This is a genomic window from Paenibacillus sp. FSL H7-0714 (assembly GCF_038003765.1).
Classification (GTDB): Bacteria; Bacillota; Bacilli; order Paenibacillales; family Paenibacillaceae; genus Paenibacillus_AQ.
In genome coordinates, this window is sequence record NZ_JBBOPT010000001.1 from 3,470,467 (window position 1) to 3,490,593 (window position 20,127).

Sequence of the window (20,127 nt, forward strand, 5' to 3'; positions counted from 1 at the left end):
AAGTATACCATTAGAATTGAGGTCTGAGAATGAGAGTAAAACGAATTGTCACAAATATTAAAACTCAGAATGTTTCGGCAGCAAAAAGCTTTTACCAGGACGTACTCGAGCTTGATTTATTGATGGATCATGGTTGGATTGAAACATACGGCTTACTGGGGAAGGAGAACATTCAAATAAGCTTCGCATCACAGGGCGGCTCCAATACGCCTACTCCTGATCTATCGATTGAAGTTGATGATGTCGATGCAGTGTTTGAACGTATGAAGAGTGCTGGATATACGATTGAATATGGACCTGTTGATGAGCCTTGGGGTGTTCGGCGATTCTATGTCCGCGACCCATTTGGCAAACTTATCAACATCCTTGCTCATGGACATTAGATAAACGATCACGGCGTGCAGAAATCTAGATTGTTAAACAATCATGAAACGATAGTGGAGGAGCTTCCTATAGGGTAGCTCCTTTTAATTTTAAACTATACCAGCTAATAGCTTGTCAAGATTACCAGTAAAGTAAAGCCCAATCATATGTTATATTTAAAAGTAGGTAAGCCAAATAACCCCCCCAATTGTATTGTATTTGGAAGGTTATACCATTGGTTTCGTATTAAGCAATCCGGAATGTTTTTTTGTTTTTCATGATGGCATATAGCCAATGCACCAATTTATTGGCACATGCGACTAGAGCCACTTTATGTGGTTTTCCTTTGGCTTTCTTACGATTGTAGAATTCTTTGATTCGTATATTACGAGCGCGAATTAATCCGCATTGGACAGCCAAAACCAGCGCGTAACGCAACTGCCTGGAACCACGTTTCGTGATTCAATTTCGAGTTGCTGTAAACCTACCTGAAGCAAAGACACTTGGATCAATGCCTGCAAAGGCGACTAGCTTTTTAGGATGATCAAATCGGTCGACTTCTCCAATTTCAGATAAAATTGTTGCCGCAATTTTATGCCCAATACCAGAAATCGACTGAATTAATTCATATTCTTCAATGTCTTCAGCCAGAGCATCTATGTTCTGTTCCAATCCAGTAAGATGCTCTTGGTACTGAAGAATGAGGGTAATAAGGACTTTCAAATTGATTAAGTGGCTTGCATACATGGTTTGCTGAAATGGGTTTTGTTTTGCCGCAACTAGCAGCCGTTGCACCCGTTGCACCCGTTGGTTAATCCAGTCCTCTGAACGCCCCCGTTTTGAAGAAAGCAGTTCTTTCATCTTAGATTTGAGTGTGTTTTCATCCGTCTGTAATACTGAATATGAGGTTGGGAATTCACTTAAAAACTGTAATGAAATACCGGAATACATAGCTCCAAAGACACCTTTGTAAGCAGGGAAAACCTGATCTAAAACAGCTTGGAATTGTAGTTTTGTCTGTACACACATCTTTGAAAGAGACTCATATTGTCTTGTAAGATAGCGCAGATTGAGAAGTTGCACACCTCTTTTCTTAAACAGTTCAAATTCTTCTTTGTAGTACAGCTCTCCCAATAGGTAAGCGTCAGCAGCATCCGTCTTTACTTTACGAAGTTGAGACTTCCTAAGCCGATTTGAGATGAGCGGATTAATAACAATATAAATATAATGATGTTCCTCTAGGAACTGAACAACGGGACTTTGATAATGACCGGTTGCTTCTAGAATAAGCAAAGGACGTTGTTGAGATGCAAATTCAACTTCTGTTAAAACTTGAAGGAAATTTGCTAAACCATCTCGAGTGTGCTCGAAGTGGAATATCCCTTGGAATGGCTTTCCGCGCTCTAGAAAGGCTTGTCCATGGCTTTCTTCTTTAGAAATATCTAGACCGATAACTGGATTCATTTCATCTTCCCTTGTAAGTGTAGATTCACCGGCATCCCCTAAGGTTGATCTTCTTGTCGCTCCATAGCATCGCTTGTTATACGGGATCTTACGTCCCAACCAGCCTCAATCATGGTCATGACAAGTAGGGGTGAACATTATAGCTCTCGGGATCAAGTCCCACGGGCAGGTACGTTCGACCAGGCTACTTTAATCCTCTATGCAAATGAAAAAAGGATCAACCAGAAAGAACTGGTTGATCTCATAATACGAACGGGCAGGAGAGTTGAAGATCAAACGCGGGGAACCGTATCATAAGTAGGGGCAAGTTTTTATAGAGGTGCGCAGGATTCCGTTTACAAAAAGAGAATGATTTGATTTAAAACTCTTTGAGGAAAGTACTGCCCTGTAGAACCCGGATGAAGACATCGACTGGTTCCCAAGAAGAGTTATGTCAAAAATAAGGGAAACTGATTTACGAAATAGTACGGGTATCATTAAGAAATAATGAACCTTTTACTAACACTATCGATCACTGCCAGTTTGTGTGAAAGAATCCTGTTAAATCACTTCGTTCATAAGTATGGGCTCCAAAATAATCCCGTTGTGCTTGCAAAAGGTTAGCATTTGAAATGCCTGTCCGGTAACTATCGTAATAAGTAAGTGAAGCACTTAAACATGGAAACGAAATACCAGAATTAATACCCTCACAGGCAACTTTTCGCAATCCTATTTGATATTCTTTAACCTTTTCAGCAAAATAGGGGGCGATTAATAGATTAGCGAGATTTGGCTGTGCTTGATAGGTTTGGCTTATGACGTTTAAGAATTCTGCACGAATGATACATCCACCACGGAAAATAAGGGCAATATCCTTTAAAGGTAAATCCCATCCGTAAAGTTCAGAAGTCATTTTATATTGTGTGAATCCTTGTGCGTAGGCACAAATTTTGCCCATATATAATGCTTGTCTAACGTACTCAATCCACAAATCTTTATCTAAACTCCGCTGATCCATCTCTGGCCCGGATAGGATATTGTCTGCATAAACTCGTTCCTCTTTTAAAGAGGAGATGTAACGGGCAAACAATGACTCTGTGATAATGGATGATGGGATCCCGGTATCAATTGCTTGAATGCTCGTCCATTTACCTGTGCCTTTTTGCCCTGTTTTATCAAGAATCACATCGATCAGCGGTAAGCCTGTTATTTCATCCTTTTTCCGTAAAATCTCTGCGGTGATTTGGATTAAATAACTGTTCAGTTCACCTTGATTCCATGTTTCAAAGACGACAGCAATTTCGTTAACAGATAAACCTAACCTTTTTCTTAAAAATGTATAGGCTTCTGCAATTAATTGCATATCTGCATACTCGATTCCATTATGGACCATTTTCACAAAGTGACCGGAACCTGTTGGACCAATATAAACACAGCAAGGGTCGTCGTCCACTTGGGCTGCTATTTTTGTTAGAATAGGAGCTACTTTATCATATACGGCTTTATCTCCACCTGGCATGATCGAAGGTCCTTTTAAAGCTCCAACTTCGCCTCCGGAAATACCGATTCCTAAATAACCGATTCCTTTAGACTTCAATTCATTATATCTACGTTTAGTATCTTCGTAATGGGAGTTACCACCGTCCATAATCACATCGCCTGCTTCAAGAAAAGGTACTAATGTACTGATCACCGAATCGATCGGTTTGCCCGCTGTGACCATAAGGAAGATTTTTCTTGGGGCTTTTAAGGAGTGAACAAAGTCTTGAATTTTGTAGTAGGGATGGATTAATTGACCTTCCGTTATGCCAACAAGATTATCGGTTAAGTCCCTCGTATAATTATAGACAGCCACCTGCTCACCTTTACTAGCCATGTTTAAAGCGATATTACTGCCCATTACCCCTAACCCAATGACACCAATTGTATTGAACATTTTGTCCTGCTCCTTCTAATTAATAGGTAGAAAAAACCCTCACTTATTGACTCAGGAGATTCTAAGAGAATAAGTGGGGGGACTGCCCACAAATATTGTTGTTATAGGAATAAACTTAGTAATAGAATAAATCCTAATCCAGCTACAGAAACGATTGTCTCAAGCAATGTCCATGTTGCAAATGTTTCTTTCATGCTTAGACCAAAATACTCTTTAAACATCCAGAAACCAGCATCGTTAACATGGGAAGCTATTAAACTACCCGCTCCCGTTGCAAGTACGACTAAAGAAAGATTAACGTCAGATTGTCCTAACATTGGAATAACTAAACCAGCCGTTGTTAAAGATGCAACAGTAGCAGAACCTAAGGAAATACGTAAGATTGCAGCGATGATCCAGGCAAGCAAGATGGGTGATAATGAAGTTCCTTGGAATAGTTCGGCTACATAGTCACCCACGCCGCCATTAATCAATACTTGTTTGAAGGCTCCGCCGCCCCCAATGATTAAGAGCATCATCCCAATATGAGTAATAGCAGTTGTACAAGATTGCATTACAGTTTTGATTGGAATTTTTCTAGCTAATCCCATGGTATAGACAGCAACCAGTAAGGAAATTAACATGGAAGTTGATGCATCACCAATAAAACGGATAGCGGCTAGTAAACTATTATCTTCAAATCCGATTGTTTTTTGAAGTAAAGTAATAATCGTTGCAATAGACATTAAAATAACAGGAAGCATTGCAGTAAATACACTGATACCAAATCCAGGTGTATCTTCTAATTTAAATTCTTTTTGTTCTCCTAAAGAGGCAATATTACCCGTTTTCGTAAATGATGCAGGTACGAGTTTTTTGGCAAGCTTAGTAAATATAGGTCCAGCCAAAATAACTGTTGGAATTGCAATAATGAAACCGTAAAGTAAAACCTCACCAATGTCCGCGCCATATTCACCTGCAATAACTGTAGGACCTGGGTGAGGAGGTAAGAACCCGTGTGTTACGGATAAAGCTGCAGCCATCGGAATACCGAGATAAAGAATAGAAACCTTCAATTGTCTTGAGATGGCGAATACAATTGGAATTAATAATACTAATCCTACTTCGAAAAATAACGCCACACCGATAATGAATGAAGCAGCTACGACCGCCCATTGAATATTTTTTTCACCAAATTTATGAACGAGAGTCATGGCAATTCTTTGAGCGCCACCTGAATCAGCGATCAACTTGCCTAACATCGCTCCAAGGCCAAAGATTAACGCTAAGTGTCCAAGTGTTCCGCCTAATCCGGCTTCAATGGTTTTGACAATTTCATTCAAGGGCATTCCAAGTGCTAAAGCGACACCGAACGATACAATGATTAATGAAATAAAGGTGTTTAATTTGAAGCCCATTATTAAAACTAATAATGCTAAAATTCCAATTGCTACAATAACTAATGGCATTGTAATTTCCCCCTGATATTTATCTTGTTAGTGTTTGATTAAGCTTCTTTGATAGTTGGCAATCCCTGTATAATCATCTTCTAACACTCTAGATATGTTAATGAATATCGGCAGTAATTTCCTATATTCTTTCGTTGCTTCTTCGTTTGGTGTGTGTTTGTAGGTACTGCCAACCATTTCAGAAACGATTTCAAATGATTCGATCTTTCCGGTGGCATATAAGCCTAAAATACAAGCACCTAGACAAGAACTTTCGTAGCTTTCTGGAACGGTTACTTCAGAGTCGAATATGTCGGACATCATTTGCCGCCAAACCTCTGATCTTGCGAAGCCTCCGGTAGCTTGAATTCGGGTCACAGGACCGTCCATGCATTCGGTTAATGCTAAAAATACGGTGTATAAATTGTAAATGACTCCTTCTAGGGCTGCGCGAATCATATGTTCCTTCTTATGTGACATCGTTAAACCGAAGAATGAGCCACGTACGTCTGGATTCCATAAAGGCGCACGTTCACCAGCGAGGTATGGATGGAATAACAATCCATCTGCTCCTGGTCTTACACGTTCAGCAATCTTAGTTAATACATCATATGGATCAATTCCTAGTCTTTTTGCTGTTTCTACTTCTGATGAGGCAAGTTCATCACGGATCCAGCGAAGGACCATCCCGCCATTGTTTACCGGCCCGCCAATGACCCAGTGCTTTTCCGTTAAGGCATAACAGAATATTCTTCCCTTTTTGTCTGTTTGCGGCTTGTCAATAATGGTTCGAATGGCACCGCTTGTCCCAATTGTGACGGCAATTTCGCCTTTTTTTATCGCATTTACACCTAGATTAGAAAGGACTCCGTCGCTGGCACCAATGACAAATGCTGTTTGTGGATCGATACCCATCTGTTTTGCCAAATCTGAATCACAGTTGGTAAATAACTTGGTTGTTGGAACCAGTTCAGATAATTGAGCAGGTGTTATACCAGCAATTTGTAATGCTTCTTCATCCCAATCTAGTGTTTTGAGATTCATCATGCCCATGGCTGAAGCCAGAGAATGATCAACAACATAGTGATCAAAGAACTTTTTGAAAATATATTCTTTAATTCCTATATATATTTTAACCTTGGAAGCGATTTCGGGAAGGTCATTCACAATCCAAGCTATTTTAGTTAATGGTGACATGGGGTGAATCGGTGTTCCCGTGCGTTTATAGACTTCATGGCCATTCAACTCATCTTTTATTTTATGTGCCCATGCTTCACTTCGGTTATCTGCCCAAGTAATACAAGGCGTCAGCGGCTGGTCATTTTCATCCATAGCAATGACACTATGCATGGCACTGCTAAATGAAACAAACGATAGCTTTTTGTGTGAATGATGTTTCATTATATTCGAAATGGCTTGTAGGACTGCCTGAAAAATCTCTTCTGGGTCTTGTTCAGCTGTCGACATATCCGGTGTATAAAGCGGATACCCCATATTTTCTTGTTGGATGACTTCGCCTTTTTCACTAAATAAAACTGCTTTCGTACTTGTGGTTCCGATATCTATACCTAACATATAGTTAGTCATTTTGCTGCACTACTCCTTTCGAGAGCATTTGCTGCGATATCCATAGGTCTTCTACTTTTCCTTGAACATCATCAAAATTGTCATGCAAGGACTTACTCATGAGGTCTCTATCTTTTGTGTGGATCGCTTCAATATAAAGTTCATGATTTTTTATAATCCGTGTAAAGTCTTCATATTTTTCTTTGAAACGCATACGCATCGACAAAAGGATGAAGCTTTCCATAACGGGTTTTAAATTATTCCAGATCATCAGGATGTATGAATGATTAGCTGTACGAATAATCGTTTCATGGAACAAGACATCTTGATAGGAAAATTCATCAGCATCACTATATTTGATTGCGACCTTCATCATTTCTAGAATTTTACTAAGTTCCTTTATTAATTCATTAGTGTCTATCTTTACAATTCGTTCAAATACAAACGATTCTATGAGTAAACGGACATCATAAATCTCTTCTATTTCTTTTTCTGATAAACCAATAACAACGGCACCCATTCTTTCTAAACGGATGATATTTTCGGATGCCAGTATTTTTAACGCTTCACGGATCGGTGAGCGACTTACAGCAAAATCTGCAGCTAATTTATTTTCCGATAATATGGTGCCGCTTTCAATTTCGCCGGAAATAATACGCATTCTAAGCTCGCAGGATACACGATCACCAGCAGAAGCTTTTGAAAGCCATTTGGAGGGATATAGAAATCTATTTGATTCGGTCATAAATTCACCTCATAATTAATATGGTATACTTGTATACAAGTATTATATCCTGAATATTTAATTTTGCAAGCGATTTCATTAATTAGGGTTTGTCACGCATGATATTTGTTGAACAATTGAACCTAACAATTTACTTAAACCAATATCGTCAGTATATTTAACAAAGATAGGTTGGGAAATCTATCAAATGTGGAAGCGGCGACTACGAGCGAATTAGCACATGTCCAACAGTACTAAATCCATACATAATATAGATAAATGGGCACCCAACTGGGTGCCCAAAAAATTTCACCTAAGAGATGATATGCTGAACCTTATCATAAATAATGGTAAAGGGGAGAATCGAAGTAACGATCGACAGGTCAACCTTGATGGCGCGCTTGGTCGAATTTTTCAAAGATACTATTATTAAAGAGGAGCAGTTGCCGCAGCAAACTACTCCTCTTTAATAATAGGGGAACCTAGCATGACTTATCTGTACTTCGCGTACCTATTGGGAATAAAGGCGTGGACCTTGCCGACCCACAAGGTGAATAAAACGTGGACAAAAGAGAATTCACCAGTTTTTTAGAAGGAGATGCATACGATGATTCGAATCTTTGAACCTATAAATGCCTTACATAAGATAGTGGACTATATTTGGGTCGTAGACTTCGACTTTCTCGCTGATGACAATAGAGAAGATATTATTATGCCGCTGGGGTATATCAATATCATTTTCAATTACGGGTCTGCTTACAGTCTGGTAAGAGAAGATCAGGAAGTGGTGATCCCCAATACGGTTGTGATTGGTCAAATGAAAAGCGCGAAATATGTTCGATATGGACAACAGTTGTATCAAATCGGGATTTCATTAACTCCGTTAGGATTTATACACTTGTTTCAAGTGCCCGGCCTCGAATTGGAAGAGCGAATCCTACAAGCCACCGATGTGGACCCTGATCTAGATGAACTGTACCGGATGATGAGATTTAAAGATGTGGAACAAAATATCACAGTAATCAATCATTATTTACTCGATAAGATGGTGTTGAATAAGAAGGATACTGGCCGCATAGAGGAAATGCTTACTTATGTAGAACGAGAGTATGAAAACTTGAATATTGTGAGTATGGCAAAATTTTTTTGCATTTCAGTAAGTACGTTAGAGCGTTTCTTCAAAAGGCATGTCGGGCTTACCCCAAAGACCTATGGGGATATTGTGAAGTTTAGAAAACATGTTGAGGATGAAAGATTGAGGGAGGAGATGCAGTATCGTTACTATGATCAGTCTCACCTCATCAAAACATTCAAAAAGTTTGCAGGCAAAACCGTCAAAGAGTTAGAGAAACTTCCACATGAATTAACCCTTCGATATGTCTGGCATGGTCAGAAGTGATGAACGCCAGATCATATAGATGCTGATTTTTTACAATACACTGTTATTCCTTCCTGCTAATCTTGAGACACTAACAGATGAGAGGAAGGAATAACGATGCAGGATATTATGATCATAGCAAGTTTACTAGTGTTTTTTAATGTAATGTTGTTGGCGATATTGGTTCCGGGAGGGTCGATTGAGAATAGAGATTTTTCAAAATTAAAAGGGGTTGTATTTTGGGGATTTAATCTGTTTCTTATCTTACTTGGTGTTATGTCGTTTATCACGTGTTATCTCTTGTTGATTGCACATCCTAATGCGATTTTCATCACGAAAATTATCGCTGTTTTATACTTTATCGTGTACATTATCGATTTAGCTGGTATTTTTCCGAAATCACCGACTAAAATGTCTAAGCCACTTATACTTTTTGAAATCATTAATGGATCAATGGCTGTCTTTCTCTTCCTCTTTGTGACGGCGATTGGGCATATCGGTTCATGAGGACGAGAGCCCGTATCACAAGTAGGGCAAAATTTTTAGAAGCCTTGCGAAATATGAGTAATAGCGTTCGCTGATGGAGGGAGGGCTATGGTAAAAAAGATTGCTCGTAGCCTATCCTCGGATGTCCTTTCATATTTCTATAAAAGGAGATGTCGAGATGAATTACCGAATTGAACAAAGAGGACTTTTTGAGTGTTCGGGGTGTATGGTCTAATTAATTTAGACATGAAAACAGCGTTCTCAGAAGTTCCTCAATTTCGTGGAGAATGTGATGATGATGGCAGTGTTGATCTTATGAACGAAATATTAGGACGTTTTGGTGACACCGTATTGCATGCTGCCTTATATGATCATACAGGAGAATCTTTCAAGTATATGATTTGTTACAATTTACCTAAGGGCCTTGAAATTCCAGAGAGATTTACAAAGCTTTCTGTCCCAGCATTAACATGGGCTATTTTCCCGGAGCCGCAATGTGATTTATAAAAACTGTGGGAACGTATATACTCCGAGTGGTTTCCGACATCTGATTACGAACAGGTTGATGGTCCTAGTTTCGAAATGTATTATGGCATGGCAGTCAATGTTACAGGGGAAATCTGGATACCTGTAAAGAAAAAATAACTTTTTTACTCAAGTGAAATGCAGATATGTATTAACGAAGATGATAGTTGAACAAGGTCAAATCAATGAAAGGGCCATCCTGCAAAGGATGGCCCTAAAACTACTATTACAGATAGTGTGGGGAATCTTATCACAAGTAACGGCAAGTTTTTTTGACTGTGTAAAGTTTATTTAAGATATTCATTGCCTATATGCCGCGTAATTCCAATGATATCCTTATCCTATATCAGATGCGCACCTGATGTATTCTAGATTAAAATGGAAAGGGAGATAAAAGGATGGGTAAGGACATTATCATAAGATCGATGCTTTCTGAAAAGGTTAGTATGACCCCGAGTGGATTCGTCGCAGATCAATTAAACCCAGAACAGTTCGTAGATCGCCATGAATTGTTTTTTGACAAGATCTTTGATATTCATTCCTCCGATATAACGGGAGTAGAGGGCTATGGCGAGTTTAACGAGGAATGTAAAACGGAATATGGGACCTGTAGGGAATTTCTGATCGATACATTCGCAGAAAATAAAGAGGGCTATTGGTATAATTGGGAGGAGATGTTCGAGACAACGGTTCTTGAACGTGAATTCTTCGAAAAATACTTACAGGAAATGAAGGACAGAATTCCGTATTGTGAAGGAAAACGTTATTTGGTGTATAACAATACGTTCTTCATCAATATGATCACAGACGGTAAAACAACAGTCGGGTTCCCTGACTGGAGCAGATCCGGCATCTGCGATTTCCTTCTTGATTTTGCCATTATGGACTTGAATAAACCGTATTTGCACATCCCGGAATTGTTGTTTGAGTATTGCAAAAAAAGGGGCATCGTCATACCGCATTTTAAAGAAAGATTCTTATGTATGGCTTATTATAAAGGGATTGATACCTTGCGTTGGCATGCGTCAATTGATGACACGGAGTCCTGCACGTCCATCATGAAATCTATTAGTGAACTGAAAAATCGAATATACGCTTTATAGATGGTGAAGCTATGAAATACGAAAATGCGAACGATATATTAACTGAGGAACTACTGAAAGAAATCCAGAAATACGCAGGAGGGAAACTTCTTTATATTCCTGCCGGGGTGGAGAAAAGGGCCTGGGGCGAAACGTCCGGCTACCGAGAACATCTACAGAAGCGCAATCGAATGATTCGCAATAAGTATGCACATGGACTCACGGTTTCGGAACTTGCAGACGAATACTTCTTATCTTTGGATTCTATTAAGAAAATTATATATTCAAAAAGTGATGGTGAGTATTTAATTTATTCTCCGACATTAGAATCTGCTGTACACTATGCGAATGCCGGGATGATCGAAGAGTGGATCCAATGCTATTTGCTGTTTACCCGAAAAGCTGCTCTCACTGTACAGGATCTCATGAATGAAGACTTTCTCTATTTGGGAATCATTAAGTTTCCATTGCGTCTCATCCAGCTCGAAGAATACGATATCAGGGAGAACATTGCAGACGAGAGTGAAGATGATGTATTCGCGTTGCCACCGCTTCTTATTGAATATGGGGAAGGAAAGTTTTATTACACAGCGCAACAGGAGTTGTTAGCTTCCTTAAAACGACGCAAAATAAACGCTTATCCCACCGCCATCGTTTTGAAAGGAAATGCCGAGTATAAAAGGTTCATGAAATACTACGGAAACAAATTTATATATGTCGATAAAGTATGAGTTGGTTAATGGGCCATCCTGTAAAGGATGGCCTAAAAACTTGCCGTTACAGATAGCGCGGGGAACCTTACCATAAGTGACGGCGAAAAGTTGAGTTGAAGGTTGAAGCTTTAATGCTAAATATATCAGGAATAGTTCTCCATCATTTTATATAAATAATTTCGAAAGTCTTCAACATAGGTTTTGGGCTCTACAACTTTTAGATGAGTGCCGAAGCTTGCTAAAAGTTGAAATCCCATACGATTTTGTGGGACATAAATGGTTGCTAATAAAAATCCAGAACTATGGTCTTCAATACTTCTTCGACCATACCTTTCGATGATTTGATCTTTTATGCTAGGCGATATCCAGGCCTTAATCGTGACGAATTCAGGTAGATAATTTGCTTCGTGTACTTGCTCTGACCAATCGTCTCTAGGATGAAACGCGCGTTCATCCATAGTAATATGATCGATCCGAGATAACTTGAAAGTTCGATATCCCTGTCGATGTAAACAGAATCCTTTCAAGTACCAACTCGATTCGCTAAAATGCAGCTCATAGGGCTCGACCATTCTATTCGTTACAGCCCCGTCCTTATCTGTATAATCAAACGAAACCAGCCTCTTTTTTGAAATGGATTCTTGATATGTCTTTAAGGTTTCAAGAATCTCGGACCGACCTTCCCAATCATAAAACGACAGTTGAATGGAACGATTTAGAGACAATGGACTAACCATTGCCTCTATTTTTTTTATCGTTCTTTCAACTTCTTCAGTACGGAGGATTTGTTCCAATCCGCCGAGCGCAGTTAATATATTCTGTAAATCGGAGCTGCTTAAAAGGCGTTTATCAACCTTGTATTCATCCATTATGCCGTAGCCCCCTTTGACCCCATTGATAGAGTAGATCGGGATGTTCGATAAGCTCAATGTTTCCATATCGCGAAGGATCGTTCTTTTGGAGACATTGAATAGTTGTGAGAATTCCGTTGTAGAAACAACCTCTTTTTTCAGCAATATCATGATAATCGAAATGAGTCTCTCCACTTTGTCCATAATTGCCCTCTTTTTTTACATGATTTCAGAAAGGTGACACCTAGATGTCACCTTTTATTCATTATACTACAAGTATCACAAGAAGGAGGTTTTAATTCAATGTTTAATCCAACCGATTTTCCCAAGCCCACCCTTATTTCAGCCAACGGTGTGGAACTCGAAGTGTTTGAAGCAGGCCGAGAAAACGCAGGAAAACCTATTGTACTCTGCCACGGCTGGCCAGAGCATGCCTTTTCTTGGCGCCATCAGATGGACGCACTTGCCGCAGCGGGCTACCATGTCATCGTCCCCAACCAGCGGGGTTACGGCAACTCATCCCGTCCGACCGAAGTAACAGACTATGACATTGAACACTTGTCGGGTGATCTCATCGCGCTTCTCGATCACTATGGATACGAGGACGCTACCTTTGTCGGTCATGACTGGGGTGCATTCGTCGTTTGGGGACTGACCTTGTTGCATCCAAACCGCGTCAATAAAGTGATAAATCTGAGCTTGCCTTACCAAGAGCGCGGAGAAAAACCCTGGATCGAGTTCATGGAAGAAATACTTGGCGGCGATTTCTATTTCGTCCACTTCAATCGACAGCCAGGCGTCGCGGACGCCGTATTCGAAGACAATACATACAGGTTCCTTCGCAACCTGTACCGGAAGAACGAGCCTCTCAGAGCACCTGAGCCAGGTATGGCGTTGATCAATCTCGCCAGAGCAGAAACACCGCTCGGTGAGCCCGTATTGAGCGAAAGCGAGCTGGCCGTTTACGTCTCCGCTTTTGAAACATCAGGGTTCACGGGCAGCATAAATTGGTACAGGAACCTTGACCGCAACTGGCGCTTATTGGCGAAAGTGAACCCAATCATCCATCAGCCGACCCTCATGATCTATGGCGACCGGGATGTGGTTGCGAAGTCTGAAAACCTGACAAAGTTCGTGCCCAATGTGGAAGTGGTCAATCTGGATTGCGGTCATTGGATCCAGGAAGAAAAGCCGGAAGAAACAAACCAAGCGATTTTAAAATGGCTGGAACAATGGGAGATGTAGTTTTTTTCAACAACCAAGAAGAGTTTAACGATTGGTTAGAAGAACATCATGCTGAAGCTAGTGAAATTTGGGTGGGCTATTTTGGGATAAGTACAGGGCGTGCAAGCCTTACTTGGTCTGCATCAGTAGATGCCGCTCTTTGTTTTGGGTGGATTGACGGTATACGAAAAACCATTGATAAACAAAGCTATAAGATTCGCTTTACTCCGCGCAAAGTAAATAGTGTATGGAGTGCTGTGAACGTAAAGAAGGTAAAAGCACTAATACAGCTTGGAAAGATGAGACCAGAAGGAATGCACGTCTTTAACAACAGAACCGATGCACAAGGCTATTCCTCTGAACAAAGAAACGTGGAACTTGCCAAAGAATATGAAGAACAAATCAAGGCAAATCAAACAGCCTGGTTATTCTTCACTAATTTATCACCATCCTATAAAAGAGATTCTATCTGGTGGGTAATGAGCGCCAAGAAAGAAGAAACACGATTAAGAAGGCTTGGAATATTGATCGCTTCATCTGAAGAAGGGCTAAAATTTCAACATTGCAAAAAATATATTACAGAATAAGGAAATATAAATAACAAAAGAATCGTTAAAAGGATTTTTGGTACTGCATAAATCTGGGTCTATTGTTTCCCTGATCTTTAGGAGAGAGGAGCTACTGTATTTCTCAATCAATTAGGGTTTAATTCTCATCAAAAGTCAGAACGTTTTAAATGCGAGGCATAAATCAAATCGCTAAATGAAGAAGGGATGAAACAGCTCATCCAAAATCGCAACCCCCTTCATTTTTATGGTACAGCCGACCCTCATGATCTATGGTGACCGGGATACGGTCCAGAGGTCTGAAAACCTGACAAAGTTCGTGCCTAATGCGGAAGTGGTCAATCTGGATTGCGGTCATTGGATCCAGCAAGAAAAGCCGGAAGAAACAAACCAAGCGATTTTGAGATGGCTGGAAGAGCAGAATGATGCTGAATAGAGTCGCTTAGCAAGCAAAACTTAGAAAAACAATAAGGACACCCAAACAGGCAATGTCATTAAGTTAAGCTCAAAGGTAAGAACGGGAATAAAAATGGAATTCAAAACGGCATGGGAAAGCCCCGTGCCGTTTGTTTTTTACTTCACGCAAGGAAAAGGCGTATAACTAACAAAGCAGAAATACTGCAATAATTGAACAGGCGGAGAGAAAAGCATCGCTCTATGTTCTGTTCCAATCCAGTAAGATGCTCTTGGTACTGAAGAATGAGGGTAATAAGGACTTTCAAATTGATTAAGTGGCTTGCATACATGGTTTGCTGAAATGGGTTTTGTTTTGCCGCAACTAGCAGCCGTTGCACCCGTTGCACCCGTTGGTTAATCCAGTCCTCTGAACGCCCCCGTTTTGAAGAAAGCAGTTCTTTCATCTTAGATTTGAGTGTGTTTTCATCCGTCTGTAATACTGAATATGAGGTTGGGAATTCACTTAAAAACTGTAATGAAATACCGGAATACATAGCTCCAAAGACACCTTTGTAAGCAGGGAAAATCTGATCTAAAACAGCTTGGAATTGTAGTTTAGTTTGTACACACATCTTTGAAAGAGATTCATATTGTCTTGTAAGATAGCGCAGATTGAGAAGTTGCACACCTCTTTTTTTATAAGGTTCAAACTCTTCTTTGTAGTACAGCTCTCCCAATAGGTAAGCGTCAGCAGCATCCGTCTTTACTTTACGAAGTTGTGACTTCCTAAGCCGATTTGAGATGAGCGGATTAATAACAATATAAATATATTGATGTTCCTCTAGGAACTGAACAATGGGACTTTGATAATGACCGGTTGCTTCTAGAATAAGCAAAGGGCGTTGTTTAGATGAAAATTCAACTTCTGATAAAACTTGAAGTAGATTTGCTAAACCATCTCGAGTGTGCTCAAAGTGGAATGTCACTTGGAATGGCTTTCCGCGCTCTAGAAAGGCTTGTCCATGGCTTTCTTCTTTAGAAATATCTAGACCGATAACTGGATTCATTTTATCTCTCCCTATAAGTTTAGATTCACCGGCATCGCCTAAGGTTCTTCTTGTCGCTCCATAGCATCGCTTGTTATACGGGATCTTACGTCCCAATCAGCCTCAATCATGGTCATGACAAGTAGGGGTGAACATTATAGCTCTCGGGATCAAGTCCCACGGGCAGGTACGTTCGACCAGGCTACTTTAATCCTCTATGCAAATGAAAAAAGGATCAACCAGAAAGAACTGGTTGATCTCATAATACGAACGGGCAGGATAGTCACAATGAGACTTTGAGACTTGGTTTGATTTCGGATAAATAAAAGTTGAAAAAAGGAAAAATATTGCTATACTAAGTTTAAACGTTATTTTAAACGTTATTTAAAATGTTGTTTAAATCAGAGGAAATATACTTGGAGGTTGCGTATGGAGACAGACAAAAAGTTGGAAACAAAAGAGAAGATTATGCGTGCCACACTGGAGTTGACCAAACAAGAAGGCTTTGAAAGGATCACTATAAAAAAAATTGCAGAAGCCTCAAGCACGAATGTCGCTCTAGTTAACTATTACTTTGGGTCCAAAGAAAACTTGTTTAGCGAGTCCATCAAATTGATATTGAACAGCTTTCAGCATACCTTTGCCATACTTGACGATTTCTCTATATCCTCACGGGATAGATTGAGGCAATTTTTAATAGATTATTTGCAAGTGATCCGTCAATATCCCGAATTGCTCTCCAGAATCATCCTGATGGGCAATACCGTTTTCTCCTCTCAGCATGAATATGGATCATTTTTGAATCTATTGGGGTTTCCTAAGATACAAAATACTTTAAGAGAGTTAACCGATGAACAGCAGCCAGAGCACCTGATGACCATGACGATGCAGATTTTTGGAGCGCTTTTTCTACCGGCACTTATGAGTCCTATTCTAGAAACAGGAGCTTCCGTGAAGATTGCACCTATAGAGGAACAGATTGACTTGCTCTTTGCAAGATACTTTCATTAAGAAACTCAGATTGAGGTGATTAAATGAATTTTTTGAGAAAATATTGGCAGGATATAGGACTATTCATTGGCATTGTTATATGCATTTATCTTCTAATGAACTGGGAAACAATACCGCGGATAAACAGCATATTATGGTTAAGCTTTGTGGCGATCCTTCTTCATCAGTTTGAGGAATACCGCTGGCCAGGGTACTTTCCAGGCATATTCAATATAGCCCTTTTTAAAAGTGAATCCCCTAACAACTATCCATTAAATAAACAGTCGGCAATGATTATTAATGTGGTCATCGCCTATGTGTTCTACTTGCTCCCTGTATTCTTCCCGTCAGTAGTATGGCTGGGGATGGCACCTGTTTTAATGGGCTTTTTCCAAATCATTTTCCATGGAGTCGTCATTAATATAAGAGCAAAAAGCATGTATAATCCAGGATTAGTCTCCGCAATTATTGTACATTTACCGGTGGGGATCTGGTACATCAACTACTTATATGAGCATCATTTAATAACCCTCTCAGACTGGATTTGGAGTGCAATTTATTTTGCCATAGCTGTTTATATTTTAATAGTGAAAGGAAATACATGGATGAAAAACAAAAACTCCATTCACAAATTTTCGCAAAAACAATTATGGTCTTTTCATAAGTAGGTCCTCATAACCCACCAGAAGGTCCAGTTGTTATAACTCTTGATGTAAAATTAGACTGGGTTAATGTAACTGAAATTGAAGGATGATTATTTTCTCAACTAACGGGAAACGTTAGTTCAATAACACACAATGATGAGTAGGTGCTTCGTATCCTGCTCTTTTTTATTAAGCTAACGGGCAGTTAATATGCGACATTCACTAAATGATCGTTTATTGCAAATGGGTGGGCATATTGGTTTTGGTGTTAGACCAAGCATGCGGTTGAAAGGATATGCAACTGAGTTATTAAGACAATCACTCATTAAAGCGAGGGAAATGAATCACCCAAGAATGTTGATACTGGAACAGAAATCCAGAGATATTGGATCGGAATTAAGTAGTCTGCGACTAACGGGGAATCGTTAGCTCAATAAAAACAAGAAGACAGCAGGTCTCAACGTGATCGGCTGTTTTTGTTAATCAAACGGGCAGGTTAGTTTAAAAGTTTCGCGAATACCCTACATATGAAATTATTCATAGAGTCCGTGAATAATACGTTATTGGAAATAACGCCAAGATACACAAATGAGGAGTACAAAATGATGAATAACCAATTCTCAATGCCAAGTAAATTAGTAAATCAGTCAGAATTACTTAAAACTACAATCATTGAAAAAGGAAGACATTATCAATCTTTGTACATTTTAGAGTTTGATAATTCTGTAAAATATGTACTGAAAGAAAAAAACGTTAAAGATTCTGGAAGTTTAATGGACGAAGCAGAAAGGCTGAAATGGGTAAATGATGTGATTCCTTCTCCTAAAGTAATAAGTTATCAGGTGGAGAATGGAAAGGAATATTTAGTTATGACCTATATAGAAGGTTGTACTGCGGAAGAATACCAGCAGGAAGAGGGAGATAAAAGTCTAGGCTATATTTTAGGAAAAGGTTTAAGAACAATACACAATGTTCCCATTGATAATTGCTTTTTCAATGATTTTTTGCCAGAAAAACTGATTGATATGGTCAAAAACAATATTAATGAGAGAAAACATGAAGTCATGGAGGCTATTAATAACTCATTTCCCAATCATACTATTGAGCAACTGATTGATTTTTTGGAGATGAATAAAGCGTCGACAGAGGAACTAGTTTTTACCCATGGTGACTATGGATCTGGAAACGTTATGATAAATAATGGACATATTGAAGCATTTATTGATTTAGGAGGATCAGGGATATCAGATCCATACTATGATATTTATTATCTTGTAAAAAGTCTTACTTATTATACAGATAGGAAAGAAGAAATAGATGAGTTTATGAAAGGATATGGAATATCTGAATTAGACGAGAATAGAATGAAATTTCACCAAATCATCGATACTTTATTATTGTGATTTATATAGTAGTAACCCTAAGAAGGCGTTGACATTCTGTAACATCGTTTTCCTGCTGAGTCGCATTCACTCCTTGATGCTGTCCGAAGCATTTCTAGGAAGAGCAAACAGGTAGACAATTCTGCATGGCGAAGTCCGTCGGATCCGCTTGTCATGTCGTTAAGCTAACGGGGAACGTTAGTTCAATAAACTAGCGGCTGTCTAAATAGTTCCGGGATTCTGCCGTTACAAGGGAGCATCGTTATTAGACGATAACAGAGAGGGTGTATTCATGAATACACCCATCAGGGTGGTAACGCGAAATCAACTCCGTCCCTTAAGGGAGGAGTTTTTGCGTTCTTATAAATGATGTTAAGAAGGATTAATAATGTTCCAAAAAATCTATGCTTTCGATCGAATTCTGAGCCAAAATATGTTTATTGCTGTAAGGACTTCTTGCCGAAAAAAGGGGGATGCAGGTGCACTGGAATTTGAGTTAAGTTTTCTTCTTTTTGGAAAGATTGCTTGTTGATATCAAGTTATCAAGTTTAATAGTATTTCACATATTTCATAAGCTCAGCGATCCCTAAAAACTGCTTCATTAATTGACTATTTAATTTTTGTAACGCAAGCTCGAATGACATTTCTACTTTTTTATAGTTTTGTGTCTCTATTTCATTCAGGAGTTGTTTCATATTCTCGATATAATACACGGTCTTCCTTAGACTGCTGATTAGTATAATCTTTCTTAATTCCGTTACAGTATAGAGCCTATAGCCGTTGTCTTTATTTCTGTTAGAAGTAATAAGGCCTTCTTGTTCCCAATGTCGAATGGCTGAAGGCTTAACGCCTGCCATTTGTGCAACTTCACCAATAGTCATTGCATTTGTTACCTCTAAATCGTTGTATTTTGATAAATCTGCATTTCGGAACATGCGTAACACATCCTCTAACCTATGCTTTTCCGTTTGTGCATTATGCTGTTCCTGATTGATTGACCAAAGTGCATCCTCAATTTGCCGAGCTTTAATCTTTCTCATCACATCGTACACAACTGGAATCTCATATCCTTGTAAAAGTTCCCGAATCGTAATAAAAGCTTGGACATGAATGTCTGTATAACACCGGCGATTGCTAGGAGTCCTCGGGACTTCTGGAACTAAGCCTTGAACTTCATATCTTCTTAATGTAGTGGTACTTACATTTAATTTCTTAGCTATTATTGTTGGTGTATAATTATCTCCCATAATCGTCATCGCCCCAGAACATTAAAGTTAAACCTTCAAGTGCTACAACAACATTAAATCTAATTTAATTAGATATATCAAGGATTAGTATGGGATAAACCGAAAGATTGCATGAATGTTATATGATATTTTTATAAA

General features: G+C 39.3%; 21 protein-coding genes and 1 pseudogene. 14 read left to right on the forward strand and 8 right to left on the reverse strand.

The window, feature by feature from the left end; genetic code table 11:
- The first annotated feature begins 29 nt into the window (after positions 1–29).
- Positions 30–383, forward strand: coding sequence for a VOC family protein (locus NST34_RS15395; protein WP_076286966.1), 354 nt, complete (start codon positions 30–32; stop codon positions 381–383).
- Positions 384–609: 226 nt separating this feature from the next.
- Here NST34_RS15395 and NST34_RS15400 read toward each other — a convergent pair.
- The 5 genes and pseudogenes from NST34_RS15400 to NST34_RS15420 form a co-directional block, all read right to left on the reverse strand.
- A pseudogene (locus tag NST34_RS15400) lies at positions 610–1,827 on the reverse strand (IS110 family transposase).
- Between the two features lie 511 nt (positions 1,828–2,338).
- A complete protein-coding gene (gnd, locus tag NST34_RS15405; protein ID WP_341128190.1) occupies positions 2,339–3,742 on the reverse strand; it encodes a decarboxylating NADP(+)-dependent phosphogluconate dehydrogenase in 1,404 nt (467 codons plus the stop codon).
- 101 nt (positions 3,743–3,843) lie between these two features.
- Positions 3,844–5,190, reverse strand: a complete 1,347-nt coding sequence (locus NST34_RS15410) for a GntP family permease (protein WP_341128191.1) — start codon at positions 5,188–5,190, stop codon at positions 3,844–3,846.
- A 27-nt stretch (positions 5,191–5,217) separates the two neighbouring features.
- A complete protein-coding gene (gene gntK, locus NST34_RS15415) occupies positions 5,218–6,756 on the reverse strand; it encodes a gluconokinase (protein ID WP_341128192.1) in 1,539 nt (512 codons plus the stop codon).
- The gene (locus NST34_RS15420) at positions 6,749–7,480 is read right to left on the reverse strand and encodes a GntR family transcriptional regulator (RefSeq protein ID WP_341128193.1); all 732 of its coding nucleotides are present in this window, start codon (positions 7,478–7,480) and stop codon (positions 6,749–6,751) included. Before NST34_RS15420 ends, gntK begins: the two co-directional genes overlap by 8 nt.
- A gap of 586 nt (positions 7,481–8,066) precedes the next feature.
- Here NST34_RS15420 and NST34_RS15425 point away from each other — a divergent pair.
- The 6 genes from NST34_RS15425 (at position 8,067) to NST34_RS15445 (ending at position 11,661) form a co-directional block, all read left to right on the forward strand.
- Entirely contained in the window at positions 8,067–8,858 is a 792-nt protein-coding gene (locus tag NST34_RS15425; protein ID WP_341128194.1) for a helix-turn-helix domain-containing protein, read from the forward strand.
- A 96-nt stretch (positions 8,859–8,954) separates the two neighbouring features.
- On the forward strand, positions 8,955–9,344 hold the full coding sequence (locus NST34_RS15430) for a hypothetical protein (protein WP_341128195.1): 390 nt from the start codon (positions 8,955–8,957) through the stop codon (positions 9,342–9,344).
- A 225-nt stretch (positions 9,345–9,569) separates the two neighbouring features.
- Complete coding sequence (locus NST34_RS32125; RefSeq protein ID WP_445667665.1) at positions 9,570–9,830, forward strand: hypothetical protein; 261 nt, start codon at positions 9,570–9,572, stop codon at positions 9,828–9,830.
- A 15-nt stretch (positions 9,831–9,845) separates the two neighbouring features.
- Positions 9,846–9,968: a GyrI-like domain-containing protein gene (locus NST34_RS32130; RefSeq protein ID WP_445667693.1), complete on the forward strand. Its 123-nt coding sequence runs from the start codon at positions 9,846–9,848 to the stop codon at positions 9,966–9,968.
- A 278-nt stretch (positions 9,969–10,246) separates the two neighbouring features.
- A complete protein-coding gene (locus NST34_RS15440; protein WP_341128196.1) occupies positions 10,247–10,951 on the forward strand; it encodes a hypothetical protein in 705 nt (234 codons plus the stop codon).
- Between the two features lie 11 nt (positions 10,952–10,962).
- Positions 10,963–11,661, forward strand: a complete 699-nt coding sequence (locus tag NST34_RS15445; RefSeq protein WP_341128197.1) for a CD3324 family protein — start codon at positions 10,963–10,965, stop codon at positions 11,659–11,661.
- A 125-nt stretch (positions 11,662–11,786) separates the two neighbouring features.
- On the opposite strand, the gene NST34_RS15450 is transcribed toward NST34_RS15445, so the two are convergent.
- The gene (locus NST34_RS15450) at positions 11,787–12,698 is read right to left on the reverse strand and encodes a helix-turn-helix transcriptional regulator (RefSeq protein WP_341128198.1); all 912 of its coding nucleotides are present in this window, start codon (positions 12,696–12,698) and stop codon (positions 11,787–11,789) included.
- A 99-nt stretch (positions 12,699–12,797) separates the two neighbouring features.
- On the opposite strand from NST34_RS15450, the gene NST34_RS15455 reads away from it, so the two are divergent.
- From NST34_RS15455 to NST34_RS15465, 3 genes are all read left to right on the forward strand, one after another.
- Positions 12,798–13,739 (forward strand): alpha/beta fold hydrolase, encoded by a 942-nt coding sequence (locus NST34_RS15455; protein ID WP_341128199.1) that lies wholly within the window; start codon positions 12,798–12,800, stop codon positions 13,737–13,739.
- Positions 13,715–14,305 carry a YdeI/OmpD-associated family protein gene (locus NST34_RS15460; RefSeq protein WP_341128200.1) on the forward strand — a complete coding sequence of 197 codons (591 nt, stop codon included), beginning with the start codon at positions 13,715–13,717 and terminating at the stop codon, positions 14,303–14,305. Before NST34_RS15455 ends, NST34_RS15460 begins: the two co-directional genes overlap by 25 nt.
- A 226-nt stretch (positions 14,306–14,531) precedes the next feature.
- Complete coding sequence (locus tag NST34_RS15465; RefSeq protein WP_053781983.1) at positions 14,532–14,720, forward strand: alpha/beta fold hydrolase; 189 nt, start codon at positions 14,532–14,534, stop codon at positions 14,718–14,720.
- 142 nt (positions 14,721–14,862) lie between these two features.
- On the opposite strand, the gene NST34_RS15470 is transcribed toward NST34_RS15465, so the two are convergent.
- The gene (locus NST34_RS15470; RefSeq protein ID WP_341128201.1) at positions 14,863–15,747 is read right to left on the reverse strand and encodes an IS110 family transposase; all 885 of its coding nucleotides are present in this window, start codon (positions 15,745–15,747) and stop codon (positions 14,863–14,865) included.
- A 408-nt stretch (positions 15,748–16,155) separates the two neighbouring features.
- On the opposite strand from NST34_RS15470, the gene NST34_RS15475 reads away from it, so the two are divergent.
- From NST34_RS15475 to NST34_RS15490, 4 genes are all read left to right on the forward strand, one after another.
- Positions 16,156–16,737, forward strand: coding sequence for a TetR/AcrR family transcriptional regulator (locus NST34_RS15475; RefSeq protein WP_341128202.1), 582 nt, complete (start codon positions 16,156–16,158; stop codon positions 16,735–16,737).
- Positions 16,738–16,760: 23 nt separating this feature from the next.
- Positions 16,761–17,384 carry an HXXEE domain-containing protein gene (locus NST34_RS15480; RefSeq protein ID WP_341128203.1) on the forward strand — a complete coding sequence of 208 codons (624 nt, stop codon included), beginning with the start codon at positions 16,761–16,763 and terminating at the stop codon, positions 17,382–17,384.
- Between the two features lie 186 nt (positions 17,385–17,570).
- The gene (locus NST34_RS15485) at positions 17,571–17,789 is read left to right on the forward strand and encodes a GNAT family N-acetyltransferase (RefSeq protein WP_341128204.1); all 219 of its coding nucleotides are present in this window, start codon (positions 17,571–17,573) and stop codon (positions 17,787–17,789) included.
- A 173-nt stretch (positions 17,790–17,962) separates the two neighbouring features.
- Complete coding sequence (locus NST34_RS15490) at positions 17,963–18,763, forward strand: phosphotransferase (RefSeq protein ID WP_341128205.1); 801 nt, start codon at positions 17,963–17,965, stop codon at positions 18,761–18,763.
- Between the two features lie 527 nt (positions 18,764–19,290).
- On the opposite strand, the gene NST34_RS15495 is transcribed toward NST34_RS15490, so the two are convergent.
- Positions 19,291–19,989 carry a MerR family DNA-binding transcriptional regulator gene (locus NST34_RS15495; protein WP_341129550.1) on the reverse strand — a complete coding sequence of 233 codons (699 nt, stop codon included), beginning with the start codon at positions 19,987–19,989 and terminating at the stop codon, positions 19,291–19,293.
- Positions 19,990–20,127: the final 138 nt, after the last annotated feature.